Source organism: Caulobacter sp. GW822-FHT07D08 (genome assembly GCF_058798735.1).
Genome location: NZ_JBXAKU010000006.1, coordinates 128,611 through 149,520 on the forward strand (window position 1 = coordinate 128,611; position 20,910 = coordinate 149,520).

General features: G+C 67.7%; 28 protein-coding genes. 9 read left to right on the forward strand and 19 right to left on the reverse strand.

Features of this window, described 5'->3' with window-relative positions:
• Positions 1–5 precede the first annotated feature (5 nt).
• Complete coding sequence (locus tag AC1RJ9_RS13190) at positions 6–1,181, reverse strand: acetyl-CoA C-acetyltransferase (protein WP_492837347.1); 1,176 nt, start codon at positions 1,179–1,181, stop codon at positions 6–8.
• 302 nt (positions 1,182–1,483) lie between these two features.
• Here AC1RJ9_RS13190 and phaR point away from each other — a divergent pair, with 302 nt between their 5' ends.
• Both phaR and AC1RJ9_RS13200 read left to right on the forward strand, forming a co-directional pair.
• Positions 1,484–2,149 (forward strand): polyhydroxyalkanoate synthesis repressor PhaR, encoded by a 666-nt coding sequence (gene phaR, locus AC1RJ9_RS13195; RefSeq protein WP_492837348.1) that lies wholly within the window; start codon positions 1,484–1,486, stop codon positions 2,147–2,149.
• Between the two features lie 61 nt (positions 2,150–2,210).
• Positions 2,211–2,540, forward strand: a complete 330-nt coding sequence (locus AC1RJ9_RS13200; protein ID WP_492837349.1) for a hypothetical protein — start codon at positions 2,211–2,213, stop codon at positions 2,538–2,540.
• Here AC1RJ9_RS13200 and AC1RJ9_RS13205 read toward each other — a convergent pair.
• Positions 2,537–2,839, reverse strand: coding sequence for a helix-turn-helix domain-containing protein (locus AC1RJ9_RS13205; RefSeq protein ID WP_492837350.1), 303 nt, complete (start codon positions 2,837–2,839; stop codon positions 2,537–2,539). The genes AC1RJ9_RS13200 and AC1RJ9_RS13205 overlap by 4 nt on opposite strands.
• A gap of 73 nt (positions 2,840–2,912) precedes the next feature.
• On the opposite strand from AC1RJ9_RS13205, the gene AC1RJ9_RS13210 reads away from it, so the two are divergent.
• Complete coding sequence (locus AC1RJ9_RS13210; protein ID WP_125155815.1) at positions 2,913–2,978, forward strand: hypothetical protein; 66 nt, start codon at positions 2,913–2,915, stop codon at positions 2,976–2,978.
• Between the two features lie 106 nt (positions 2,979–3,084).
• Here the strand turns inward: AC1RJ9_RS13210 and AC1RJ9_RS13215 are convergent, their stop codons facing one another.
• Both AC1RJ9_RS13215 and AC1RJ9_RS13220 read right to left on the reverse strand, forming a co-directional pair.
• A complete protein-coding gene (locus AC1RJ9_RS13215) occupies positions 3,085–4,374 on the reverse strand; it encodes an acetyl-CoA C-acyltransferase (protein WP_492837352.1) in 1,290 nt (429 codons plus the stop codon).
• A gap of 123 nt (positions 4,375–4,497) precedes the next feature.
• Complete coding sequence (locus tag AC1RJ9_RS13220) at positions 4,498–4,590, reverse strand: hypothetical protein (RefSeq protein WP_492837353.1); 93 nt, start codon at positions 4,588–4,590, stop codon at positions 4,498–4,500.
• On the opposite strand from AC1RJ9_RS13220, the gene hemF reads away from it, so the two are divergent.
• Both hemF and AC1RJ9_RS13230 read left to right on the forward strand, forming a co-directional pair.
• A complete protein-coding gene (gene hemF / locus AC1RJ9_RS13225; RefSeq protein ID WP_492837572.1) occupies positions 4,571–5,383 on the forward strand; it encodes an oxygen-dependent coproporphyrinogen oxidase in 813 nt (270 codons plus the stop codon). The genes AC1RJ9_RS13220 and hemF overlap by 20 nt on opposite strands.
• Entirely contained in the window at positions 5,374–6,171 is a 798-nt protein-coding gene (locus tag AC1RJ9_RS13230) for a CPBP family intramembrane glutamic endopeptidase (protein WP_492837354.1), read from the forward strand. Before hemF ends, AC1RJ9_RS13230 begins: the two co-directional genes overlap by 10 nt.
• On the opposite strand, the gene AC1RJ9_RS13235 is transcribed toward AC1RJ9_RS13230, so the two are convergent.
• Positions 6,120–6,776 (reverse strand): O-methyltransferase, encoded by a 657-nt coding sequence (locus AC1RJ9_RS13235; RefSeq protein ID WP_492837355.1) that lies wholly within the window; start codon positions 6,774–6,776, stop codon positions 6,120–6,122. The two genes, AC1RJ9_RS13230 and AC1RJ9_RS13235, sit on opposite strands and share 52 nt — an antisense overlap.
• Positions 6,777–6,863: 87 nt before the next feature.
• Between AC1RJ9_RS13235 and AC1RJ9_RS13240 the strand changes: the two genes are divergently transcribed.
• Complete coding sequence (locus tag AC1RJ9_RS13240; protein WP_492837356.1) at positions 6,864–7,496, forward strand: TetR/AcrR family transcriptional regulator; 633 nt, start codon at positions 6,864–6,866, stop codon at positions 7,494–7,496.
• Here the strand turns inward: AC1RJ9_RS13240 and AC1RJ9_RS13245 are convergent.
• The 7 genes from AC1RJ9_RS13245 to AC1RJ9_RS13275 all read right to left on the reverse strand — a co-directional run bounded on the left by AC1RJ9_RS13245 (position 7,483) and on the right by AC1RJ9_RS13275 (position 12,426).
• Positions 7,483–8,133: an Isoquinoline 1-oxidoreductase subunit gene (locus tag AC1RJ9_RS13245; protein WP_492837357.1), complete on the reverse strand. Its 651-nt coding sequence runs from the start codon at positions 8,131–8,133 to the stop codon at positions 7,483–7,485. The two genes, AC1RJ9_RS13240 and AC1RJ9_RS13245, sit on opposite strands and share 14 nt — an antisense overlap.
• Before the next feature lie 42 nt (positions 8,134–8,175).
• Positions 8,176–8,880: a glutamine amidotransferase-related protein gene (locus AC1RJ9_RS13250; RefSeq protein ID WP_492837359.1), complete on the reverse strand. Its 705-nt coding sequence runs from the start codon at positions 8,878–8,880 to the stop codon at positions 8,176–8,178.
• 124 nt (positions 8,881–9,004) lie between these two features.
• Positions 9,005–10,258 carry a CCA tRNA nucleotidyltransferase gene (locus AC1RJ9_RS13255; RefSeq protein ID WP_492837360.1) on the reverse strand — a complete coding sequence of 418 codons (1,254 nt, stop codon included), beginning with the start codon at positions 10,256–10,258 and terminating at the stop codon, positions 9,005–9,007.
• A gap of 198 nt (positions 10,259–10,456) precedes the next feature.
• Complete coding sequence (locus tag AC1RJ9_RS13260) at positions 10,457–11,107, reverse strand: CoA pyrophosphatase (RefSeq protein ID WP_492837573.1); 651 nt, start codon at positions 11,105–11,107, stop codon at positions 10,457–10,459.
• Between the two features lie 11 nt (positions 11,108–11,118).
• Positions 11,119–11,727, reverse strand: a complete 609-nt coding sequence (locus AC1RJ9_RS13265; RefSeq protein WP_492837361.1) for a DUF1285 domain-containing protein — start codon at positions 11,725–11,727, stop codon at positions 11,119–11,121.
• Between the two features lie 50 nt (positions 11,728–11,777).
• Positions 11,778–12,317, reverse strand: a complete 540-nt coding sequence (locus tag AC1RJ9_RS13270; protein ID WP_492837362.1) for a GNAT family N-acetyltransferase — start codon at positions 12,315–12,317, stop codon at positions 11,778–11,780.
• A 64-nt stretch (positions 12,318–12,381) separates the two neighbouring features.
• Positions 12,382–12,426 (reverse strand): hypothetical protein, encoded by a 45-nt coding sequence (locus AC1RJ9_RS13275; RefSeq protein ID WP_199170699.1) that lies wholly within the window; start codon positions 12,424–12,426, stop codon positions 12,382–12,384.
• Between the two features lie 97 nt (positions 12,427–12,523).
• On the opposite strand from AC1RJ9_RS13275, the gene AC1RJ9_RS13280 reads away from it, so the two are divergent.
• Positions 12,524–13,789, forward strand: coding sequence for an MFS transporter (locus tag AC1RJ9_RS13280; protein WP_492837363.1), 1,266 nt, complete (start codon positions 12,524–12,526; stop codon positions 13,787–13,789).
• A 3-nt stretch (positions 13,790–13,792) separates the two neighbouring features.
• On the opposite strand, the gene AC1RJ9_RS13285 is transcribed toward AC1RJ9_RS13280, so the two are convergent.
• Complete coding sequence (locus tag AC1RJ9_RS13285; RefSeq protein WP_492837364.1) at positions 13,793–14,272, reverse strand: GNAT family N-acetyltransferase; 480 nt, start codon at positions 14,270–14,272, stop codon at positions 13,793–13,795.
• Between AC1RJ9_RS13285 and AC1RJ9_RS13290 the strand changes: the two genes are divergently transcribed.
• Positions 14,259–14,612, forward strand: coding sequence for a TfoX/Sxy family protein (locus AC1RJ9_RS13290; protein WP_492837365.1), 354 nt, complete (start codon positions 14,259–14,261; stop codon positions 14,610–14,612). The two genes, AC1RJ9_RS13285 and AC1RJ9_RS13290, sit on opposite strands and share 14 nt — an antisense overlap.
• Here AC1RJ9_RS13290 and AC1RJ9_RS13295 read toward each other — a convergent pair.
• Genes AC1RJ9_RS13295 through AC1RJ9_RS13320 form a run of 6 tightly spaced genes read right to left on the reverse strand, consistent with a single transcriptional unit; the run spans position 14,609 to position 19,349 of the window.
• On the reverse strand, positions 14,609–15,478 hold the full coding sequence (locus AC1RJ9_RS13295; RefSeq protein ID WP_492837366.1) for an SDR family oxidoreductase: 870 nt from the start codon (positions 15,476–15,478) through the stop codon (positions 14,609–14,611). The two genes, AC1RJ9_RS13290 and AC1RJ9_RS13295, sit on opposite strands and share 4 nt — an antisense overlap.
• Positions 15,475–15,990: a hypothetical protein gene (locus AC1RJ9_RS13300; protein ID WP_492837367.1), complete on the reverse strand. Its 516-nt coding sequence runs from the start codon at positions 15,988–15,990 to the stop codon at positions 15,475–15,477. Before AC1RJ9_RS13300 ends, AC1RJ9_RS13295 begins: the two co-directional genes overlap by 4 nt.
• Complete coding sequence (locus AC1RJ9_RS13305) at positions 15,990–16,961, reverse strand: SDR family NAD(P)-dependent oxidoreductase (protein WP_492837368.1); 972 nt, start codon at positions 16,959–16,961, stop codon at positions 15,990–15,992. The genes AC1RJ9_RS13300 and AC1RJ9_RS13305 overlap by 1 nt, the downstream gene beginning before the upstream one ends.
• Positions 16,962–16,996: 35 nt before the next feature.
• A complete protein-coding gene (locus AC1RJ9_RS13310) occupies positions 16,997–17,767 on the reverse strand; it encodes an enoyl-CoA hydratase-related protein (protein WP_492837369.1) in 771 nt (256 codons plus the stop codon).
• Entirely contained in the window at positions 17,764–18,207 is a 444-nt protein-coding gene (locus AC1RJ9_RS13315; protein WP_492837370.1) for a MarR family winged helix-turn-helix transcriptional regulator, read from the reverse strand. Before AC1RJ9_RS13315 ends, AC1RJ9_RS13310 begins: the two co-directional genes overlap by 4 nt.
• Before the next feature lie 44 nt (positions 18,208–18,251).
• Positions 18,252–19,349: an MBL fold metallo-hydrolase gene (locus AC1RJ9_RS13320; RefSeq protein ID WP_492837371.1), complete on the reverse strand. Its 1,098-nt coding sequence runs from the start codon at positions 19,347–19,349 to the stop codon at positions 18,252–18,254.
• Positions 19,350–19,503: 154 nt separating this feature from the next.
• Between AC1RJ9_RS13320 and AC1RJ9_RS13325 the strand changes: the two genes are divergently transcribed.
• Positions 19,504–20,859, forward strand: a complete 1,356-nt coding sequence (locus AC1RJ9_RS13325) for a hypothetical protein (protein ID WP_492837372.1) — start codon at positions 19,504–19,506, stop codon at positions 20,857–20,859.
• The last annotated feature ends 51 nt before the right edge of the window (positions 20,860–20,910 follow it).

Below are 20,910 nucleotides of genomic sequence, written 5' to 3' on the forward strand. Positions count from 1 at the left end.
GGGCCTCAGACGGCCTCGACGCACATGGCCACGCCCATGCCGCCGCCGATGCAGAGGGTGGCCAGGCCCTTCTTGGCGCCCGAGCGCTTCATCTCGTGCAGCAGGGTGGTCAGGATCCGCGCGCCCGAGGCGCCGATCGGGTGGCCGATGGCGATGGCCCCGCCGTTGACATTGACCTTGGCCGGGTCGAGGCCCAGCTCGCGGACAACGCACAGCGACTGCGCGGCGAAGGCTTCGTTGCTCTCGACCAGGTCGAGGTCGGCGACGGTCCAGCCAGCCTTTTCCAGCGCCTTTTTCGAGGCCGGGATCGGACCCGTGCCCATGATCTCCGGCTCGACGCCGGCATTGGCCCATGAGGCGATGCGGGCCAGGGGCTTTAGGCCGCGCTTGGCGGCTTCGTCGGCGGTCATCAACACCAGAGCGGCGGCGCCGTCATTGAGACCCGAGGCGTTAGCGGCGGTGACCGAGCCTTCCTTGTTGAACACGGGCTTGAGACCCTGGACGCTTTCCAGCGTCGCGCCATGGCGGATGAACTCGTCCTTGTCGACGATCGTGTCGCCCTTGCGGCCCTTGATGGTGACCGGAACGATCTCGGCGTCGAACTTGCCGGCCTTCTGGGCGGCCTCGGCCTTGTTCTGGCTGGCGACCGCGAAGACGTCCTGGTCCTGGCGGGTGATCTGCCAGCGATTGGCGATGTTCTCGGCCGTCTGGCCCATGTGGTAGCCGTGGAAGGCGTCCCACAGGCCGTCCTTGATCATGGTGTCGACAAAGGTCAGGTCACCCATCTTCTGGCCGCCGCGCAGGTTCTGGGCGTGCGGCGCCTGGCTCATGCTCTCCTGGCCGCCAGCCACGACGATCTTGGCGTCGCCGGCGGCGATCTGCTGGGCCGCCAGGGCCACGGCCCGCAGGCCCGAGCCGCACAGCTGGTTCAGGCTCCAGGCCGGGCTCTCGACCGGGATGCCGGCATTGACCGAGGCCTGGCGGGCGGGGCCCTGGCCGGCGGCGGCCTGCAGCACCTGGCCCAGGATCACCTCGTCGACGTCTGCGGGGGCGATGCCGGCGCGCTCGACGGCGGCCTGGATCGCGATCTTGCCCAGGTCCGAAGCGGGCAGGCTGGACAGCGCCCCGTTGAACGAACCGACCGGCGTGCGCGCGGCGGAGACAATGACGATGTCGCTCATGGATAGGCTCCCGTGACGTTCTGACGTGACGCCTTCGCGGTTGCGGCGCCCGTGCTTTTGCGATGCAGCATCCAACATGCACATCGCGACGGCGTTCGTCACGGCTACATTTTCACGGCTTGGCGACAGCTCCAAGTCATCTGACCACTGGCGCCCCGCCTTTGCATTAGCGATAGTGCGGTGCGAGAAGCGGACCAACCGCCCACCTGGATCATCTCGATGATCCAGGCTCTTTAACACGGGACGCGTTTTCGGACGACGAACCGGTGTCCACTTCGTCTGAAAACGCTCTAGGGAACGAAATGTCCGAGAACCCTGAAAAAGGCGAAACGGCCGCCAACACCGAGAAGGCGCCAGGTAACGACAAGACCGGCCAGCGCGTCATCATCAAGAAGTACGCCAACCGCCGCCTCTACAACACGGCCTCGTCGTCCTACGTGACCCTCGAACACCTGTCGGACATGGTGAAGGAGGGCGTCGACTTCGTGGTCTATGACGCCAAGACCAACGACGACATCACCCGCTCGGTCCTGACCCAGATCATCTTCGAGGAAGAGAATCGCGGCGGCGGCCAGAATCTGCTGCCCATCCAGTTCCTGCGCCAGTTGATCGGCTTCTACGGCAATTCGATGCAGGCCTTCCTGCCGTCGTACCTGGAAATGTCGCTGGAGAGCTTCTCCAAGCAGCAGGAGCGCATGCGCGGACAGTTCGCGGGCCTGGCGCCCGGCAAGATCCCCGGCATGGGCGTCTATGAAGAGCAGATCCGCCAGAACATGGCTCTGTTCGACCGGGCCATGAAGATGTTCTCGCCGTTCGCCTATGTGCGCCCGGAAGATGGGGGCGCGGCGCCCGCCGAGCCTCAGCCGTCGCCCGCGCCCGCCCCCGCCGGCGACGACTCCCTGGCCGACCTGAAGCGCCAGATGGAGGCGATGCAGGAGCAGTTGGCCAAGCTGGCGAACAAGTCCTAACCCACGCCTTAACCAAGACGCTCCAGCGGTTCTTAACCGTCCGGCTTCTAGGCTCTTCACCATGAGCGGCCCGATCGATCCCCTTCGACGCCCTGGTCCCGCGCGCCGCGCCCTGCCGGCGCCGCGCGATGGCGAGCGTCATGAGACCGAAGAAGAGGTTGTATTCGTCGTGGAGGAAGACGCCCCCCCACCGCGTCAGGACACCCCGCCGCGCCGGGGAGGCTTCGCCGCCTTCGCCGCGCATGTCATGGGTCAGCCTGGACAGAAACGCGGCCTGCGCGGTGGGCAGGAAGTGCTGGATACGGCCAGATCGACCTATCTCGGGACGGAATATTCCGGGCCGGCCGATCGCCGTCCCCCAACGGGCCTGCTGAAGAAGACCAAGATCTAACCCTTCAGGCGGGCCAGCTCGGCCTCAAGCGCGGCGACCCGCGCCTCCAACGCCGCCAGACGCTGGGCGTCGCTGACCGGCGGTGGACGCATCCCGGCGCGCGACGCGGCCTCGGCCGGCGCGACGCCCAAAAGCTCGGCGAAGACAGAGACTTCCCCCATCGATAGCTCGCGCTGGTCCTTGAACGCCAGGGCCAGGTCGGCCTCGCTCAGACCAGCGGCGGCGGCCAGGATCGTGCGGCTCAGACCGCGCTCGGCGAGGCGTTCGTCGTACCAGGCGGCGTCGAAGAAGAGCGCCATCAGCGGGAACCGAAGGGTTGGCGCCAGTCTTGCTTAATCGTTGGTGAATTCATCGCCCACGGGTCTTCAAATGCTGTCCGTCGCCATCCGCATCTTCGACGTCGCCGTCGTGGCCCTGATCTTCACGGCCCTGACCTAGGATACGCCCTCGCCCTTCAACAAGCTCAGGGTGAGGACTACATCAAACGACGCAGTAGAAACCTCATCCTGAGCTTGTCGAAGGACGAGGTTTCGGCTCCTCGAACCTAAGCGCTCTCCAGCAGCATCATCGTGCCCTGGCCGCCGTCGGCGCAGATGCTGACGATGGCGCGCTCGCCCTTCGGACGGGCGGCCAGCTCCTTCACCGCCTGACTGAGGATCCGCGCTCCGGTCGCCCCGAACGGGTGACCCAGCGCCAGCGAGCCGCCGAACGGGTTCATGCGCTCGCGCGGGAACGCGCCCATCGGCGCTGTGACGCCGGCCTTCTCAGTCAGGAACTTGGCGCTTTCCCAGGCCGCGATGTGCGACAGCACCTGGGCGGCGAAGGCCTCGTGGATCTCCCACAACCCGACATCGGCATAGGTCATGCCGTTGCGGGCCAGCATGCGCGGCACGCCATAGGCGGGCGCCATCAGCAGGCCCTCGTGGCGCAGGTCGATCGAGGTGACCTCGTAGTCGACGATTCTCACCTTCGGCGTCTCACCCGGCAGGCGCGCCATGCCCGCCTCCGAGCCGACCCAGATCGCCGCCGCGCCATCGGTGAGCGGCGAGGAGTTGCCGGCCGTCAGCGTGCCCTTGCCGCTGGTCTTGTCGAAGGCCGGACCCAGCTTGGCCAGCTTCTCCAGCGTCGAGTCCTTGCGGGGGATGGTGTCGCGCTTGGCGCCGCCGATCGGAATGACCAGGTCGTCGAAGAAGCCATCCTCCCAGCCCTTCACCGCGCCCTGGTGGCTGGCCAGGGCGTGGGCGTCCTGGTCGGCGCGCGACAGGTTCCATTCCTTGGCGGTGATCTCGGTGTGCTCGCCCATGGACAACCCCGTGACCCGGTTGGCCACCTTGGGGATGAACAGCTTCACGTCCTTCAGGTTCAGCGCGCCCAGGGCCGCCAGTCGCTGCTGGCCCGTCTTGGCGCCCTGGAACTTGCGGATCCAGTCCGACAGCGCGACCGACAGGCCGATCTGCACCCGGCTCATGCTCTCGACGCCGCCGACCAGGGCGAGGTCGCGGCCGCGCCCGTCGATCATGCCGGCCGCCTCGATCGCGCCGATCATGCTGGTCGAGCAGGCCATGATGGTCGAGAAGGCCGGAATGGTCGGGTCGGCTCCGGCGTCCAGCAGCACCTCGCGCGCCAGGTTGCTCCAGGTCAGGTTCGGAATGACCGTGCCCCAGACCGCGAAGTCCGGCCGCGCGCCTTTCGCCAGCATGGCCTTCACGACCGGCACGGAGAGTTCGATCGCGTCGTAGGAAGCCAGCGGCCCGTCGACCTTGGCGAACGGGGTGCGGACGCCCGAGGCGATCCAGACATCCGGGGACTTGGCGGCGGATTTGGCGACGGGCATGACGAACTCCGGAAGGCGCGGAAACCTTGATCTATATGGGGTCGCCGCCTCGTTCTTGTCGAATACCGCCCTTTGGTTTCCCCTCAGGCGCGGCGATCTATTTGCACGCGGACGCGGGTAGGCTTAATCGGCAGGCATGAGCACCGACCTCTCCCTCGACGACAAGAAGGCCAAGGCCCGCGCCTGGTTCGAAAGCCTGCGCGACCAGATCTGCACGGAATTCGAACGCCTGGAGGACGAGGCCCCGGCCGATCTCTATCCCGGCGCGCCCGGCCGCTTCGAGAAGAAACCCTGGGACCGCCCGGCCGGCGGCGGCGGCGTCATGGGCATGATGCACGGCCGTCTGTTCGAGAAGGTCGGCGTCCACGTCTCGACGGTGCACGGGACCTTCACGCCCGAGATGGCGAAAAACATGCCCGGCGCGGCGGACGATCCTCGGTTCTTCGCCACCGGCATCAGCCTGATCGCGCACATGACCAATCCGCGGGTGCCGGCCGTGCACATGAACACCCGCTTCATCGCCACGACCAAGAGCTGGTTCGGCGGCGGCGGGGATCTCACACCCCTGCTCGACTATCAGCGCCAGCAGGACTTCCCCGACGCCATCGACTTCCACGCCGCCTACCAGCGGGCCTGCGACAAGCACGATCCGGACTGGTACGCCAAGTACAAGGCCTGGTGCGACGAGTACTTCTTCCTGCCGCATCGCAACGAACCGCGCGGCATCGGCGGCATCTTCTACGACCACCACGACAGCGGCAGTTGGTCCAAGGACTTTGAATTCACCCAGGATGTCGGCCGTGCGTTCCTGGAGATCTATCCGGACCTGGTCCGTCGCCGGATGGGCGAGGCCTGGAGCGCCGACGAGCGCGAGCAGCAACTGGTCCAGCGCGGCCGCTATGTCGAGTTCAACCTGCTCTACGACCGTGGCACCATGTTCGGTCTGAAGACGGGGGGGAACGTGGAATCGATCCTGAGCTCGATGCCGCCGGCGGTGAAATGGCCTTAGGGACAGTGTCGGCCGGTCGCCGGATCGCGGCCTTCGTCATCCTGTTCGCCCTCTACCAGTCGGCCGAGGGCGTAGGCATGCTCTGGCTGCACAGCCCCGCTCTCCAGGCCGTGCTGATGATCGCCGCCCTGCTGGCGGCCTGGCCGGTTGGGCGCTGGCTGCTGGGTCATCGCGGCTATGACGCCTATGCTCTCGACCTCAAGCCGGGTTGGGCGCGGCTGGTGCTGGTCGGCATTCTACTGGCCGCCCTGGCGCGACTCGCCGCGGTCTTCTGGGGCCTGGCGAACGGAACCTTCGTCTTCGGTTCGCCACCCGCCTCGCACACACCGATCTTCTGGATCGGCATGGTCGCCGGCGCGGCCGTGTCGACCTTCGTCGCCTCGATCACCGAGGACATCCTGACCCGAGGCTTCTGGCTGAAGGCCTCGGGCGTCGCCTGGACCGGCTCGGCCTTCGTCCTGGCCAGCAGCGCCATCTATCTGCTGAATCACATCTACCGGCTGGGCGACGGGCCGTTGGCCTGGATGCGGATCTTCTGCTTCGGCCTGGCCTATGCGGCCGCGGCCTGGCGCTGGAAGAGCCTCTGGGCCGCCGTCGGTCTGCACTGGGGCTGGAACCTGACCAACACCTTGCTCGATGGCGCGGTCACCATCGACGCGGCCCGTCCGGACGGGTCGCCCTGGCTCTCGGCCGGGGCGCACCTCGCCCTGACGGCGATCGTGCTGCTGTGGCCCGTTCAGAGCCGCATCGACAGCTCGACATCCTCGCCGAACGGCACGGACAGGTAGCCGGCCTCGGTCGAACGAACGCGCGCGAGATATTCCGGCGCATAGTCGGCGTTGTCGGCGATGATCAACGCGCCCGGCCGCAGGCGGCTTTCCAGTAGGGCCAGGATCTCCGGATAAAGCGCCTTGGCGCCGTCCAGCAGGACGAGGTCGATGGTCTCGGGCAGGTCGACGGCCAAGGTCCGCAGCGCGTCGCCCAGGCGGATCTCGACTAGGTCCAGCAGGCCGCCGGCCACCAAGTGCTCCTGGGCGCGCTCGGCCTTGAACGGCTCGAACTCGGTGGTGATCAGGCGACCGCCGCCCCCATTCCCCCAATTGTCGCGCAGGGCCGCGGCCAGGTGCAGGGTCGAGACGCCGAACGAGGTCCCGAACTCGACGATCGTCTTCGCGCCGATCGATCGCGCCAGCATGTAGAGCAGCGCGCCGGTGTCGCGCGACACCGCCAGCGGGAATTCCTTCAGGGCGCCGTAGAGCTCCAGATATTCGGTCTTGCTGCGCATCAGCCGCTCGCGCTCTGCGGCGGGCACGCCGGAGAAGACGGGGCGCGCGGTGTCGCTCAGGTCGAACAGGCGGCCCAGCAGCGGTCCAAGCTTGATCAGGGTGTTCATGGAGGTCTCCAAAAAGCGCGGAGTTGCGCCGACCTCAGAAATGCGACTAATTCGTCAGGTTTCCTATTCGCGTTGCTGGACGCTCCAATGAACGACCACCCAAGCCCCCGGATTTCCTCACGAAAGCAGCCCAAGCAGGCCCGTTCGACCGAGCTGGTGTCGGCGATCCTGGAGGCGGCTGTTCAGGTTCTGGCCAAGGAGGGCGCGGCGCGTTTCACCACCGCCCGGGTCGCCGACAAGGCAGGAGTCAGCGTCGGCTCGGTCTATCAGTACTTCCCGAACAAGGCCGCGATCCTGTTCCGGCTGCAAAGCGACGAATGGCGCCAGACGACCGACCTGCTGCGCACCATCCTGGAGGACCACGCGCGGCCGCCCCTGGAGCGTCTGCGCGCCCTGGTCCACGCCTTCGTCCGATCCGAATGCGAGGAAGCCGCGATGCGCACGGCGCTCAACGACGCCGCGCCGCTCTATCGCGACGCCCCCGAGGCCCAGGCGGCGAGGGTGTCGGGCACGGACACCATCCGCGACTTCATGCGCGAGGTGCTGCCGGACACGGACGAAGACGTCCGCGTCCAGGCCGGCGACCTGATCACCCTGACGCTCAAGGAGGTCGCCAAGGCTTTCTCCGAGACGCCCAGGACGGACGCCGAGATCACGGCCCACGCCGACGCCATGGCCGACATGTTCACCGCCTATCTGGAAAGTATCAGGCGGCCTTAGGGCATTTGGCGCCGGTGTCGATCCACGCCTTGATCAGCTCGCCGAACCGCGCCTGCGTGCCTGGGGCCGGGACGCGGCCCGCGCCCGGGTTCCAGGCCCAACCGACCAGGTGATCCTCCGCCATGTGGTGGTGCAGCTCGGCCATCGACTTGCCGCCATTGGTCGAGGGGTTCTTGATCTGGGCGCAGATCTGGCCCAGCGACTTGCCTTGCCAGGCCATCTCGGCGGGGGCCAGGGCCCACTTCGGATCGCCGGGGATGCTTTTGATATCCGCGCCCCAGGTCGGGACGTTGGCCTGGGTATGACACGAGAAGCACGGCATGCCCGCCGGGCCATGGCCGCTGTCGCCAGCGATCATCGGCGGATTGTGCGGATGCAGGTTGTCGCCTTGCGTCGGCGCGCGCTGGACCGGGTGGCAGTTCAGGCAGCGCGGACTCTGGATCACCTTGCCGGCCTCCTGGAACAGGGCGATCGACCGCGCGGCCGGATCCTTGATCGACTGGAAGCTGGCGGCGGTCTTCAGCGCCACGGGCGCTTGCCCCGCCGATTTCGCCTCAGGCGCGGCCTGGACGCTGGCGACGACCGCGCCGGCGGCGGCCAGGGCTCCGGCCAGGATCACGACGGTAGCGATACGCATGGACGGACCTCCCGGATTTCACCGCGGGAGGAACGCGCCTGCTTAGCCTCGGGTTTCCTGCTTCAGGAATGCGCCGATCCATTCGGCCATCCGCGCGCGGTCGTTGTCGGCCGAAAGGCTGGCGATCGCCGCGTCGGCCTGCTCGTCGGTGAGCCGCGCGCCGCGCCGCGTCTCGATCAGCGCCTTGGCGTAGTCCGGCGAGAACTCGGGGTGGACCTGCATCGAGATCGCCTTGGCGTCGTCGTACGTCAGAATCCCGTAGGGCGTGAACGCGCTGCCGGCCAGCACCCGCGCGCCAGGAGGCAGCGCGACGACCTGGTCCTGGTGCGAGCCCGGCACGGCGACGTGGTGGGCATCGTCCATCCACGGTTCCTGCGCCTCGACCGCGTAGGCCTGTAGGCCCACACCCCAGCCCTTGTCGGACTTGATGACCTTGCCGCCGAACGCTTCGGCCATGATCTGGTGGCCGAAGCACACCCCGACCATCGGCTGCTCGCCCTTGGCCTGGACGAGGAACGCTTTGAGCGGCTCGATCCACGGCAACGGGTCATAGACTCCGGCCGCCGAGCCGGTGATGACATAGGCGTCGTTCTCGCCCGGATCCTCGGGCAGCTCGCCCTTCTGGACGTCATAGACGCGGTAGCTGTGCTCCGGCCCCAGCAGCGCCTCGAACATCGCCGAATAGCTGCCGTGGGTCTCCGCGAGGTCGCCTGGCGGATTGCCGGTCTCGAGCAGGCCGATCTTCAAGACACCCCTCCTAGAGCCCTTTAGCTTTAGATGGAATCATCTAAAGCGTTCAAAAGGGCTCTAAATATTTGATTCTAGAGCCTGTTTATCCCGTTTAGATGGTTCCATCCAAACGGGACAGGCTCTAGTAAACCATACCCTGCGCGACCGCCTTCAGCCGCTCGATGGCGCTGAACTTGTCCTCGATAAAGTCCTGGTCGATCCACCAGATTTCGATTTCGCGCATCACCTCGCCAACCATCGGCCCTTTTGGCACGCCGGCCTGCATGACCTCCTCGCCCGACAGCGGGAAGGCCGGCGGGTTCCAGGTCTCGGCCAGGGCCAGCAGGGCCCGCCACTGCGGGGCGGTCGAGTCACGGCCCGAGCCGGCCCAGGCCAGCTTGATCCGGTCGCTGAACGCCCGCACGCCCAGGCCGTAGACGGCGCGGCGCGCTTCACGCGGGCTCATCCACGAGACGATGCGCGGACTCTTGCCAACCGCGTCGACGATCCGGTCGCGGACATTGTTGGGCAGGCGCAGTCGCTCGGCCAGGTCGGCGGCCTGCTTGGGATCGTCCGGGATCAGCGCCGCCAGACGCAGGTCCGGGTCGTTCTCGAACAGTTGCTCGGTCTCGATGGCGACCAGGGCCTCGAAGCGGGCCAGGGACTTCACCTGCGGCAGGATCGACGACAGCACGCTGGTCGCCGCCATCAGGCGCAGAGCCGGGCGCGGATCCTCCGCGGCCAGCATCTTCATCAGTTCCTTCTGAGTGCGCTCGGCGGCGCGGCCGGAGACCATGCCCTTCAGCGCCTTGCAGGCGGCCAGGGCCTTCTGGTCGGCGTCGCCCTTGCCGTACCAGGCCTGGAACCGGAAGAAGCGCAGGATGCGCAGATAGTCCTCGCGGATGCGGGTCATCGGATCGCCGACGAACACCACCCGGCCTTCGTGAGCGTCCTTGATCCCCTCGCCGGTCGGGTCGTAGAGCCGTCCCTCCAGATCCGCGTACAGGGCGTTGAAGCGGAAGTCGCGGCGCTCGGCGTCCTGGCCCCAGTCCTGGGTGAAGGCCACCACCGCCCGGCGGCCGTCGGTCGAGACGTCCTTGCGCAGGGTTGTGATCTCATAGGGCCGGCCGCCCGACAGCGCCGTGATCGTGCCGTGGTCGACGCCGGTCGGAATGGCGCGCAGGCCGGCCTGCTCCAGGGCGTCGATGATCAGGTCCGGCGTCAGGGTGGTGGCGATGTCGATATCGTCGATGGGCTTGCCCATCACCGCGTTGCGAACGCAGCCGCCGACGAAGCGCGCGCAGCCGGGATAGCCGCGCGCCTCCAGGGCGGCGAACACCGCCCTTGTTCCAGGTAGCGCCATCCACGGCTGGAGGCCGATCGATTCACTGCTCAACGCCTGACTCCCCACAGCACGCGTCATCGCCCCTTGAACGGGGCGACATTGTTAGGCCAGGAGACCCTGGCTTCGCCAGAGCCTGTCCGTTTCGGACCGCACAAATCCGAAACGGATAAACAGGCTCTGTTCAAACATTGGAGCGCGATAACCGCCGAAACCGCTCACACTTTCGGCTATCGCGCTCTGCGAAACACCCTATTCGGAGGGTGTCCGTCCGCTTTCGTCGTAAAGCGCCTCGTACAACGACCGGAGCATTCCGGCCGTCGCCCCCCAGATGAACCGATCGTTCCAGGGCATCGCATAGAAATGACGTCGCGCTCCGTCCGGAGCCTCCCGCGACTGGCGCTGGTGGTTGACCGGGTCCATCAGGAAGGCGAACGGCGTCTCGAAGACGTCGGCCACTTCCTCGGGGCTGGCGACGAAGGTCGCCTTCGGATCGATGAAGCCGACCACCGGCGTCACGTGGAAGCCGGTCACCGTCTGGTAGCCGTGCAACAAGCCTACCACGGTCACGAGGGCCGGATCGAGGTTTACTTCCTCCTGCGCCTCGCGCAGGGCCGTCTGCCAGGGCGTCTCGCCCGGATCGCAGCGACCGCCGGGAAAGGCGATCTGTCCGGTGTGGCTGCGCAGGGTGTCGGACCGGCGGGTCAGCAGGACCGTCAACCCGTCCTCGTGCTCGATCAGCCCCACCAGCACGGCGGCCGGACGCAGAGCGTGCGGGTTGTCGACCTTCAAGCCGGGATTGAGGTCGTAGTCGGACTTCTTCGGATTGGCGAGACTGGGGTCGTAGTCCGAGATCGGATGCAGACGGCTGGTGATCCAGGCGCGGCGCTCCTCCCGCGTCATGTCTGGCCGCGTCATGTCTGGGTGCGCCATGCCGGGACGGCTCCCGGCGGCGCGATCGGGAAGAACGCGCCGTTCGAGCCGACGCCCCAGACGTCGTCCTGCTCGCGCGCCATCTCGGCCAGTTCGTAGAACACCGGCCGGGCGATCAGGGCCTCCAGCCCGCGACGGACGTGAACATAGGGGCGCGGCTCGCCGGTCACCGGATCGATCTCGACGCGGATCGCATTGTCCGGCCCCGCCTCGACCGTGTCGCCGACATTGGTCTGGAAGACCAGCGCCTCGCCGCCATCGTCTTTCTGGACACGGTCGACCCGCGTGGCGATGAACGGCGCGTCCTCGACCGTGATCCTCATCTTCTCGACGGGCGTGACCAGGTGATAGCCGTCCGGATCGAGCCGCAGCACGGTCGAGAACAGCCGCACCAGGGCCTCCCGGCCGATCGGCGAGCCCTCGTGGAACCAGACCCCGTCCTTGCGAATGCGGATGTCGATCTCGCCGCAGTGCTCGGGATGCCACAGATGAACCGGCGGCAGGCCGCGCGCGCCGGCGGCCCCCCCTTGTGCGTTTTGGGCGGCCTGGGCGACGCCGTCCAACCCGGTCTTGGGAGATGCGTCGGTCATCGCTGATCAGTTAGGCCCATAGGCCATCCCACTCAAGCAGGAGTGGCGGCTCAAGCGCGCGGATCGATCGCGACCAGACCCGCGAGTCCTTCGTCCCCGGCTTCCTTCAGCGGCAGCAGCAGCACGCGGCGCTGATCCACCGGGCCGGGCATGACGACGCCGCCCGTGTGGACGTTGGTGAAGCCGACCCGGCCGAAATAGGGACCATCGCCGACCAGCAGCACCGCGCGCCAGCCGGCGGCGCGGGCGGCCTCGACGGCGTTCTCGACCAGGGCCTGGCCCAGGCCCGCGCTGCGCTCGTCGGGATCCACCGCCAGCGGCCCCAGGAAGGCGACCGGCTCGCCGCCGATCGTCACCGGCCACATGCGACAGCAGCCGACCGGCTCGCCGTCGCGCAGCGCCACGAACGAGCAGTCGCTCAGCAGGGTGTTGCCCTCGCGCAGACGCTCGGACGACTTGGCGAAGCGGCCGGGGCCGAACACCCGGTCGATCAGGTGGGTGACGGCCGCCTCCATCGCCGGAGTCTCATGGACCAGCGGCGGATAGGCGAGCGCGGGAGGAACGGTCTTTTGGGCTGTTGTCGGGGTCATCGGCCTTCGGGAAATGCGAAAGGGCGTCGGGGGCTCCCGACGCGAAGGCGCGACCGGGAGGGCGTCAGATCGTGGCGCGTTCGCGCGTCATTCGTCGCAGGCGGGGCATACCCGGAAACCTCCAGAAGATGCGCGCGCTGTAGGGCCAAGCCTTTCTCAGGTCAATAACGTTGCGGTGCGCGAAGCGCGGCCTATGTTGCGACCCAATGTCCGACCCCGCCTCTTCCGCGCCGCCCGCTCCCGACACCTCTACCCGCGCCCTGTTGCGGGAGCGTGACTTCCTCCTCTTCTGGGTGGCGCGCTTCGTCTCCACCCTGGGGGTGCAGATCCAGTCGGTGGCCCTGGGCTGGCAGGTCTACGCCATCGCCCGCCTGACCCACTCGGTGGGCGAGTCGGCCTTCATGGTCAGCATGATCGGCCTGGCCCAGTTCGTGCCGCTGTTCCTGCTGACCCTCATCGCCGGCGAGACGGCCGACCGACGGACCCGCAAGCTGATCGTCGCCGCCACCCTGTGCCTGGACGCGATCAGCGCCAGCGTGCTGCTGATCCTGGCGCTGATGGGCTCGCATGCGCTGTGGCCGATCTTCGCCGTCTCGGTGATGTTCGGGGCCAGCCGCGCCTTTCTCTCGCCCGCCAGCAGCGCCATGGGGCCGATGTTGGTGCCGCGCCCCCTGCTGCCGCGCGCCATCGCCTGGAACTCGCTGTCCTGGCAGGGCGGCTCGATCCTGGGCCCGGCCCTGGGTGGCCTGCTGCTGATCCACTCGCCGGCCCTGGCCTTCGGCGCTTCGCTGGTCTTCTACCTGGTCGCCGCCGTGCTGGCCCTATCGATCCGCAAGAACACCCAGCCCGAAACCCAGCCCGGCTCGCGCGTGGAGCTGATCAAGGAAGGCCTGTCCTACGTCTGGAACAACAAGATCGTCTTCGGCTCGATCTCGCTGGACCTGTTCGCGGTGATCCTGGGCGGGGCCACGGCCCTGCTGCCGGTGTTCGCCAAGGACGTGCTGCACATCGGCCCTGGCGGTTTCGGCCTGCTGCGCGCGGCTCCCGCCATCGGCGCTTCGCTGGTCGGCGTCTACCTGGCCAGCAACCCGATCCGCCGCAACGCCGGCAAGATCATGTTCGCCGGCGTGGCGGTGTTCGGCCTGGCCACGGCGGTGTTCGGCCTCTCCAAGCTGGAGTGGCTGTCGGTCGGGGCCCTGGCCGTGCTGGGCGGGGCCGACATGCTGTCGGTCTATGTCCGCCAGACCCTGGTGCAGATCGTCACCCCGGACGCCATGCGCGGCCGCGTCGCCGCCGTCTCGGGCGTGTTCATCAGCGCCTCCAACGAGCTGGGCGAGGTCGAGAGCGGGGCCATGGCCTGGCTGCTCGGACCGATCGGCGCGGCGGTGTTCGGCGGCGTCGGGGCCATGGCGGTCACCGCCGTGTGGGCCTTCCTGTTCCCCGACCTGCGCAAGGCCGACCGACTGGAATAGGACCTAGAGGCCCGCCAGCTTTCGGATGCCGTCGCCGGTCAGCCGGCGGATGATCCATTCGTCCATCGCGGCCGCGCCGAGGCTGTCATAGAAAGCGATCGACGGGGCGTTCCAGTCGAGCACCGACCACTCCAGGCGGCCCAGCCCCTCGTCGACGCAGCGCTTGGCGAGGTTCGCCAGCAGCGCCTTGCCCGCGCCGGAGCCGCGCGCGGAAGGCCGCACGAACAGATCCTCCAGATAGATCCCGTGCCGGCCGACGAAGGTCGAGTAGTTGTAGAACCACAGGGCGAAGCCGACCGGCTGGCCCTCGAGCTCGGCGATGTCCGCGAAGGCGCGGGCCTTGGGACCGAACAGAGCCGCGGCCGTATCGGCCTGCGTCGCCTCCACCGTGTCGAGCAGCTTTTCATAGTCCGCCAGATCGAGGATGAACTGGTGGATCAGGGCGGCGTCGGCGGGCGTGGCCGGGCGAATGGAAACGGACATGGCGGTCTCTGCGGACTATCGGGACTTCGTTCTGGAGCAACTGGCCCCGCTGGGCCAGATCACCGCGCGCCGGATGTTCGGCGGAGTCGGCGTCTACGCGAACGGCCTGTTCTTCGCGCTGATCGACGACGACGTCCTCTATCTCAAGGGCGACGACGCGCTAAAGGTCGCGTTCGAGGCCGCCGGCTCCCACGCCTTCGACCCGTTCGGCGAGGGCAAGCCGATGGCCTACTGGGCCGCGCCGGCCGAGGCGCTCGACGACCAGGACATCCTGCTGGACTGGTCGCGCAAGTCGCTCGAAGTGGCGGCGCGGGCCGCGGGGACTAAGAAGAAGCGCTAGCCGATCTTCACGCCCGGCGGCGGCGCGCTGCTCTCCGGCACGAAGAAGTCCGGCATCAGGGTCGCGGCCGGATCGACCTTGTACTGGTCGAAGTCGCGGACGCCCTCGCCGTACAGGAAACTATCATCAATCAAGAAGTTCCCCGAGAACTCGCGCGACGGCTTGCTGAAGATCGCATGGGCCGCGTCGGCCATGATCTCGACCGTCCGACAGTGCTTGAGGCCCTCGTCGCCGGTCAGGGCGAACTGGATGGCGGCGGTGGCGATGCCGGTGCGGGGCCACAGGGCGTTGAAGGCGACGCCGTCGCTCTTGAATTCCTCCGCCATGCCCAGCACGCACATCGACATGCCGAACTTGGCCATGGTGTAGGCCACGTGCGAGCCGAACCAGCGCGGCGACATGTCCAGCGGCGGCGACAGCATCAGGACGTGCGGGTTCTCGGCCTTTTTCAGATAGGGGATGCAGGCCTTCGAGGTGACGAACGTGCCGCGCGTATTGATCTGGTGCATCAGGTCGTAGCGCTTCATGTCGGTCGACAGCGTGCCGGTCAGCGAGATGGCCGAGGCGTTGTTCACGCAGATGTCGATCCCGCCGAACTGGGCGACGGCCTTCTCGACCGCCTCCTGGACATTGGCCTCCTCGCGCACGTCGACCACCAGCGGCAGGGCCTTGCCGCCGGCGTCCTCGATTTCCTTGGCGGCCGTGTAGATGGTGCCGGGCAGTTTCGGATGCGCCTCGGCCGTCTTGGCGGCGATGACGATATTGGCCCCGTCCCGCGCGGCGCGCAGGGCGATGGCCAGGCCGATGCCGCGCGAGGCGCCAGTGACGAAGAGGGTCTTGCCCCGAAGCGAATTGGGCTGGCTCATGCGGGTTCTCCACGCGCTTTGATCAGGTCGACGCCGGCGACGACGAAACCGAGAATGAAGCTCATCTTGGCCACGTGCGCGACGGGACCGTGATCCTTCAAGGCCAAGCCGGCAAGGCCGATCACGAGCGCGGCGATCCACAGGCCGGCAGGGATGCGAAATGCTTTCGCCCGTAGGAGATCGAGAGCCCAAACCACCATGCCGACCGACCAGACGCTGGAAGCGATCAGGTACGAGGCCTCGCCGAACATCTTGGCCGACGAGGTCCGCACCAGCATCACGCCCAAAAGGCCCAGCCCGAAACCGACCAGGCCCAGGACGCTGGCCGTGCGTCGGCTCGCCGACCAGACGCCCAGCATGCCGAACATCAGCAGCAGATCGATAGCCACGTAGACGAGGTGCGGCTGCGGCTCGACCAGATGCGGATAGATGACGAACGGCGCGACGATGTCGATCACCGCGCCGACGATCGTGGCGATCCCGGCCAGGCGCAGGATGGACCGGTCGTCCATCAGGCGCCCGCGCCCGTGGTCTTGACCGACAGGTCCCACAGGCGGTCGGCCGCGTCAGGGTCGAGGGCGTGGGGCATGACGCCGTTCCAGGGGTGTTCCTGGCTCCACGGGACGGCCTGGTTGCAGTCCTCCAGATAGAGCCCGCCGACGCCGTCCAGCTCGTCGCCGACCGCGGCCCATACGCTGGTCGCCGCGCCCTGCTCGGTGCTCTTGAAGCCCTCGCGCGGCTTGTCGTGCTCGTCCAGCCAGCCCATGGCCCGCTGCTCGTCCAGGCTCATGTGCCGCTGCAGCGGGGTCATGATGCCGCCCGGCATGACGGCGTTGGCGTTGACGCCCTGGTCCTTGAACCGCTTGTCGAAGCCGACCGCGAACAGGCTGTTGGCGGTCTTGGCCTGGCCGTAGGCCTCCCACTTGTCGTAGGGCCGGGTCTGGTAGTTCGGGTCCTCGAAATGCACCGGCGAGCGACGGTGGCCGATCGAGGACAGCGACACCAGTCGCGATCGGTGGCCCGAGTGCTCGGCGCCGTCGACCAGGTTCGGCGCCAGCAGCGCCGACAGCAGGAAATGGCCGAAGTGGTTCGTGCCGATCTGCATCTCCAGCCCGTCGGCCGTGCGCGACAGCGGGCAGGCCATGACGCCGGCATTGTTGATCAGGATGTTCAGCCGGCGATCGCCCCAGCGATGGGCGAAGTGGCGGATGGCCTCGAAACTGGAAAGGTCCAGCATGCCGAAGCTGACGCGCTTCAGCCCCGCCTCTTCGTTGATCTGGTTGGCGACCTCTTCGCCCAGCTCCGGCTTGCGGGCGGCGATGATCACCTCCGCGCCCGCCAGGGCAAGGGCCCGCGCCGTCTCGACGCCGATGCCGGTGGCCGCGCCGGTGACGATCGCCACCCGGCCTGACAGGTCATGGCCCGCGACGACCTCGCGCGCCGTCGACTTCGCCCCGAAGGGCGAGGTGATCCGTTCCGCCATCTGATCCTCCCAGATCGTAGTGTTGTCGGTGGAGCTTAGCCCACCTTCGAGAAGTCGGGAGCCCTTCGTTCGGCGAAGGCCATGAAGGCTTCGCGGGCCTCGGCTGTCTGCAGGCGCGCGGCGAACTCGGCGCCCTCCGTGTCCATCAGGGCGGCGATCTTCTCGGCGTCGCGCATCAGGCGCTTGGTGACGGTCAGGGCCCCCAGCGGACGCTTGGCCAGTTGATCGGCGGCGGCGCGGGCGCGGGCCCGCAGGTCGCCAAGCTCGGCCGAGCCGTTGGCTATGCCCCAGGCCACGGCGGTGCCGCCGTCAATCGCCTCGCCCAGGGCGAACATGGCGTAGGCGCGGGCGTGGCCAATGCGGGCCGGCAGCAGCCAGCTGGAGGCGGCCTCGGGCACCAGGGCCAGGTTGACGAACGGCGTGGTCAGGCGCGCGTCCGGGGTCACGAACACCAGGTCGCAGTGCAGCAGCATGGTCGTGCCCACGCCCACGGCCTGCCCCTGGACGGCGGCGACCAGCGGCCGGGTGGCGTTGGCCAGGGCCTTCAGGAAGCGGATCACGTGCCGCTCGCCGGTGAAGGCGCCGGTGGCCTGGGCCGCGAAGTCCTGCAGGTCGTTGCCGGCCGTGAAACTGTCGCCGTCGGCCTGGATGACCACGACGCGGACGGCGGGATCCGCCTCGGCCGCCTCCAGGCTGTCGGCCAGCACGCCGTACATGGCGTTGGACAGGGCGTTCTTCTTTTCCGGACGCGCCAGGGTGAGGGTCATCACGCCGGCGTCGATCTCGACCTTTACGTGATCGGTCATTGTTGATCTCCCTTGGGGAACTTGGTCTGCAGACTGGCGAGCCAGCGCGCGACGACGCCGATCTCCTCGTCCGTGAAGCCTTCGGTCAGGTGGGCGTTGACGCCGTCGAGGCCCGCTTTCGCGGCCTGGCGGGCGGCGCGGCCCTTGGCGGTCAGGCGCAGGCGCATGGCGCGGCCATCCTTGGGATCGGCCTGGCGCTCGACCAGCTCGGCGCGGGTCATGCGGTCGATCAGGCCGGTCATGGCCGACGGGGCCAGGTCGAGGGCGTCGGCGGCCTCGCCGATCAGCGCTCCGTCCTGCTCGCCGAGATAGAACAGCACTCCCGACTGGGCGGCGGTCAGGCCGCCCTTGGCCGCCATCTTGCCCTCGATCCAGCGCTGCACGCGCCGATGACCGGCGTTGAGCAGGAAGATGAGGCGACGGTCGGCGGGCACGGACATGCGCCCAGATTATGTTTCGTATGCGAAATGTCAAACGACCGTTTCTAGTCGGGACTAGAAAAAGCCGAGTACCAGGCCACGCCCTCGCCATCGACCTGGCGCCGGATCTTGCCGCGCCCGATCAGGCAGTTGAGGTGGGCCAGCGCCTCGCCGGTCGCCATGCCCAGCAGGTCCGGCCCGATCTGCCGCGCGAACAGCGCGCCGAAGGTGTCGACCACCCGCTTGGGCTCGGCCAGCTTCTTCTCCAGCCGCGCCAGGCCCCGTTCGTGGCCCGAGATCAGGCCGTCGATGCGAGTGTGCAGCCCCTCGAACGGATCGTTGTGCGCGGGCAGGACGATGACGTCGTCGGGGACCGTCGCCTTGACCTTGGCCAGCGACCGCAGCCAGTCGCTCAAGGGGTCGGCGTCCGGCTCGGTCGGGAACACCGAGACGTTGGACGAGATGCGCGGCAGCACCTGGTCTCCGGAGATCAGGACATTGAGTTCAGGGCACCACAGGCAGGCATGGTCGGGCGAGTGGCCCTGCCCCGTCACCACCCGCCAGGTCTTGCCGCCGATGTCGAAGTCCTCACCGTCGGACAGCCGGCGATAGCTGTCGGGCAGGGCGTAGATCGCCTTGCCGAAGCCGCCGAAGCGGGCCTTGTAGTTCTCGATGGCGTCCTCGTCCCAGCCTGCGGCCTGGAAGAACTTCACCCCGTCCTCGGGCGCCTCGCGGCCGGTGTCGGCGACCAGCATCCGGCACTGGAAATATTCCAGCCGGGTCATCCACAGCCGGCAGTCGAACTTGCGGGTCATCCAGCCGGCCAGGCCGATATGGTCGGGATGCAGGTGGGTGACGATCACCCGGGTGAGCGGCTTGCCGCCCAGGGCGCCGGCGAAGGCGTCGCGCCAGGCCTGGCTGGTCTCGCGGGTCTGGACGCCGGTGTCGACGATCGCCCAGCCCTCGCCATCCTCGATGGCCCAGACATTGATGAACTGCAGCGAGCCGCCCAGCGGCATGCGCAGCCACAGCACGCCCGGCGCGACCTCGACCGCGCCGCCCGAACCGGCCTCCGGCGCGGTTTCGAACGGATAGACCAGCCGCCCGGCCTTGCGGACTTCCGGCGTCTCGGCCGCTGCTTCGTCTTCGAATCCGTCGCGCATTTTCGTTCCCTCAGGCCCCGTTCAACCGGCGCTTGTCGTTGATCCAACCCATTTTTTGCCCTGAAACCCAGTCATCATCACGCCCAGGTCGGACGGTGTCTTGACCCCTGATACAAGCACGCGCTTATGTCCGCGCGAGGAATCCACCCAGGAGATGTTACCCATGAGGCCTTTCGCGATCGGCCTGTCGGCCGCCCTCGCGGTCGCCATTCTCATTCCGGCCGCTGTCATTTCGGCGCCGAAGGAAGAGAAGAGCAAGCCCGCCGCCATCGACGCCAAGTCGCGCGAGATCGGTAAGAAGGACGCCCCGGCCGTCATCCAGGCCAGCGGCGCGAGCTGCACCGTCTCCGACGCCCGCTACATGGGCGAGGACAAGAAGGCTGGCGACAAGTACTACGAAGTCGCCTGTAACGAAGGCATGGGCTTCGCGGTCATCGCCAAGAAGGAAGGCGCCCCGCAGCTGTATTCCTGCCTGGAATCGAGCCAGCCGGGTCCGGACGGCAAGGTCGGCGGCCTCGCCTGCCTGCTGCCGGGCAACGCCAACCCCGGCGCTCAACTGGCCCCCTACGTCAAGAAGGCCGGCGTGACCTGCGAGCAGGAAAACGCCCGCGCCATCGGCTCCGGCGCCAAGAACTCGTTCTTCGAGGTCGCCTGTAAGGGCGGCGCCGGCTACATCGTCCAGACGACGAACCCGATGAACCTGAACGGCGAAGTCGTCGCCAACAGCTGCCTGCTGTACGAAGAGGGCGGTAACGTCAGCTGCAAGCTGACCAACCGTCAGACCCAGCTGCAGCTGGTCGACACGCTGAACACGGCCGCGGCCAACAACTGCGTGATCAAGGACCGCCGTTACGTCCTCAGCACCAAGAACGACAACTATTTCGAAGTCTCCTGCCAGGACGGCAAGGGCTACATGTATCAGCAGGCGATGGCCACCAACGCCTTCGTCAAGTCGATCCCCTGCGCCCAGGCCGGCTTCGTCGGCGGCGGCTGCACCATGACCGACGCCGTCGCCGCTCAGACCGAGCAGGCTGGCTTCTACAGCAAGCTGTCGGCCAAGGCCGGCTTCCCCTGCGACGTCGAGAAGTACGGCATGCTGCCGAGCGCCGATCCGAAGAAGGAAGTCGTCGAGCTGAAGTGCAAGGGCAGTGAAGTCGGCGCCATCGCCGTGTTCGCCGCCACCGGCGGCGGCACGGTGTTCGACTGCCTGACGGCCGAGCTCAACGGCTACCGTTGCTCCTTCACCAAGAAGGACACGCAGTACGCCCGCCTGAGCCAGGATCTGGTCGGCTTCAACAAGGCCTCGTGCAAGGTCTCCGACGTCCGCGTCATGGGCTCGACCGACAACGAAGGCTTCGTCGAAGTCGCCTGCTCGGACGGTCTGCCGGGCTGGGTGCTGGGCTATCCGACGGGCGTCGCCAAGCCGGCGGCCAAGGAGTTCCTCTCCTGCGCTCAGGCCAAGGGCATCGGCGGCGGCTGCAAGCTGCCGACCAACAAGGTCAAGGGCTGATCCCAGCGCTTGATCTCTGAATGACGAGGCCCGCCGGAGCGATCCGGCGGG

What these genes read in the sequence shown, in the direction of transcription:
- AC1RJ9_RS13315 (WP_492837370.1), bottom strand. Translation starts at nt 18,207, where the DNA reads ATGTCCGTGCCCGCCGACCGTCGCCTCATCTTCCTGCTCAACGCCGGT.
- AC1RJ9_RS13320 (WP_492837371.1), bottom strand. Translation starts at nt 19,349, where the DNA reads ATGCGCGACGGATTCGAAGACGAAGCAGCGGCCGAGACGCCGGAAGTC.
- AC1RJ9_RS13300 (WP_492837367.1), bottom strand. Translation starts at nt 15,990, where the DNA reads ATGGACGACCGGTCCATCCTGCGCCTGGCCGGGATCGCCACGATCGTC.
- AC1RJ9_RS13205 (WP_492837350.1), bottom strand. Translation starts at nt 2,839, where the DNA reads ATGGCGCTCTTCTTCGACGCCGCCTGGTACGACGAACGCCTCGCCGAG.
- AC1RJ9_RS13260 (WP_492837573.1), bottom strand. Translation starts at nt 11,107, where the DNA reads ATGACGCGGGAGGAGCGCCGCGCCTGGATCACCAGCCGTCTGCATCCG.
- AC1RJ9_RS13270 (WP_492837362.1), bottom strand. Translation starts at nt 12,317, where the DNA reads ATGACCCCGACAACAGCCCAAAAGACCGTTCCTCCCGCGCTCGCCTAT.
- AC1RJ9_RS13200 (WP_492837349.1), top strand. Translation starts at nt 2,211, where the DNA reads ATGAGCGGCCCGATCGATCCCCTTCGACGCCCTGGTCCCGCGCGCCGC.
- AC1RJ9_RS13285 (WP_492837364.1), bottom strand. Translation starts at nt 14,272, where the DNA reads ATGTCCGTTTCCATTCGCCCGGCCACGCCCGCCGACGCCGCCCTGATC.
- phaR (WP_492837348.1), top strand. Translation starts at nt 1,484, where the DNA reads ATGTCCGAGAACCCTGAAAAAGGCGAAACGGCCGCCAACACCGAGAAG.
- AC1RJ9_RS13280 (WP_492837363.1), top strand. Translation starts at nt 12,524, where the DNA reads ATGTCCGACCCCGCCTCTTCCGCGCCGCCCGCTCCCGACACCTCTACC.
- AC1RJ9_RS13240 (WP_492837356.1), top strand. Translation starts at nt 6,864, where the DNA reads ATGAACGACCACCCAAGCCCCCGGATTTCCTCACGAAAGCAGCCCAAG.
- AC1RJ9_RS13245 (WP_492837357.1), bottom strand. Translation starts at nt 8,133, where the DNA reads ATGCGTATCGCTACCGTCGTGATCCTGGCCGGAGCCCTGGCCGCCGCC.
- AC1RJ9_RS13190 (WP_492837347.1), bottom strand. Translation starts at nt 1,181, where the DNA reads ATGAGCGACATCGTCATTGTCTCCGCCGCGCGCACGCCGGTCGGTTCG.
- AC1RJ9_RS13325 (WP_492837372.1), top strand. Translation starts at nt 19,504, where the DNA reads ATGTTACCCATGAGGCCTTTCGCGATCGGCCTGTCGGCCGCCCTCGCG.
- AC1RJ9_RS13295 (WP_492837366.1), bottom strand. Translation starts at nt 15,478, where the DNA reads ATGAGCCAGCCCAATTCGCTTCGGGGCAAGACCCTCTTCGTCACTGGC.
- AC1RJ9_RS13265 (WP_492837361.1), bottom strand. Translation starts at nt 11,727, where the DNA reads ATGACCGACGCATCTCCCAAGACCGGGTTGGACGGCGTCGCCCAGGCC.
- AC1RJ9_RS13215 (WP_492837352.1), bottom strand. Translation starts at nt 4,374, where the DNA reads ATGCCCGTCGCCAAATCCGCCGCCAAGTCCCCGGATGTCTGGATCGCC.
- AC1RJ9_RS13235 (WP_492837355.1), bottom strand. Translation starts at nt 6,776, where the DNA reads ATGAACACCCTGATCAAGCTTGGACCGCTGCTGGGCCGCCTGTTCGAC.
- AC1RJ9_RS13290 (WP_492837365.1), top strand. Translation starts at nt 14,259, where the DNA reads ATGGAAACGGACATGGCGGTCTCTGCGGACTATCGGGACTTCGTTCTG.
- AC1RJ9_RS13305 (WP_492837368.1), bottom strand. Translation starts at nt 16,961, where the DNA reads ATGGCGGAACGGATCACCTCGCCCTTCGGGGCGAAGTCGACGGCGCGC.
- AC1RJ9_RS13310 (WP_492837369.1), bottom strand. Translation starts at nt 17,767, where the DNA reads ATGACCGATCACGTAAAGGTCGAGATCGACGCCGGCGTGATGACCCTC.
- AC1RJ9_RS13230 (WP_492837354.1), top strand. Translation starts at nt 5,374, where the DNA reads ATGGCCTTAGGGACAGTGTCGGCCGGTCGCCGGATCGCGGCCTTCGTC.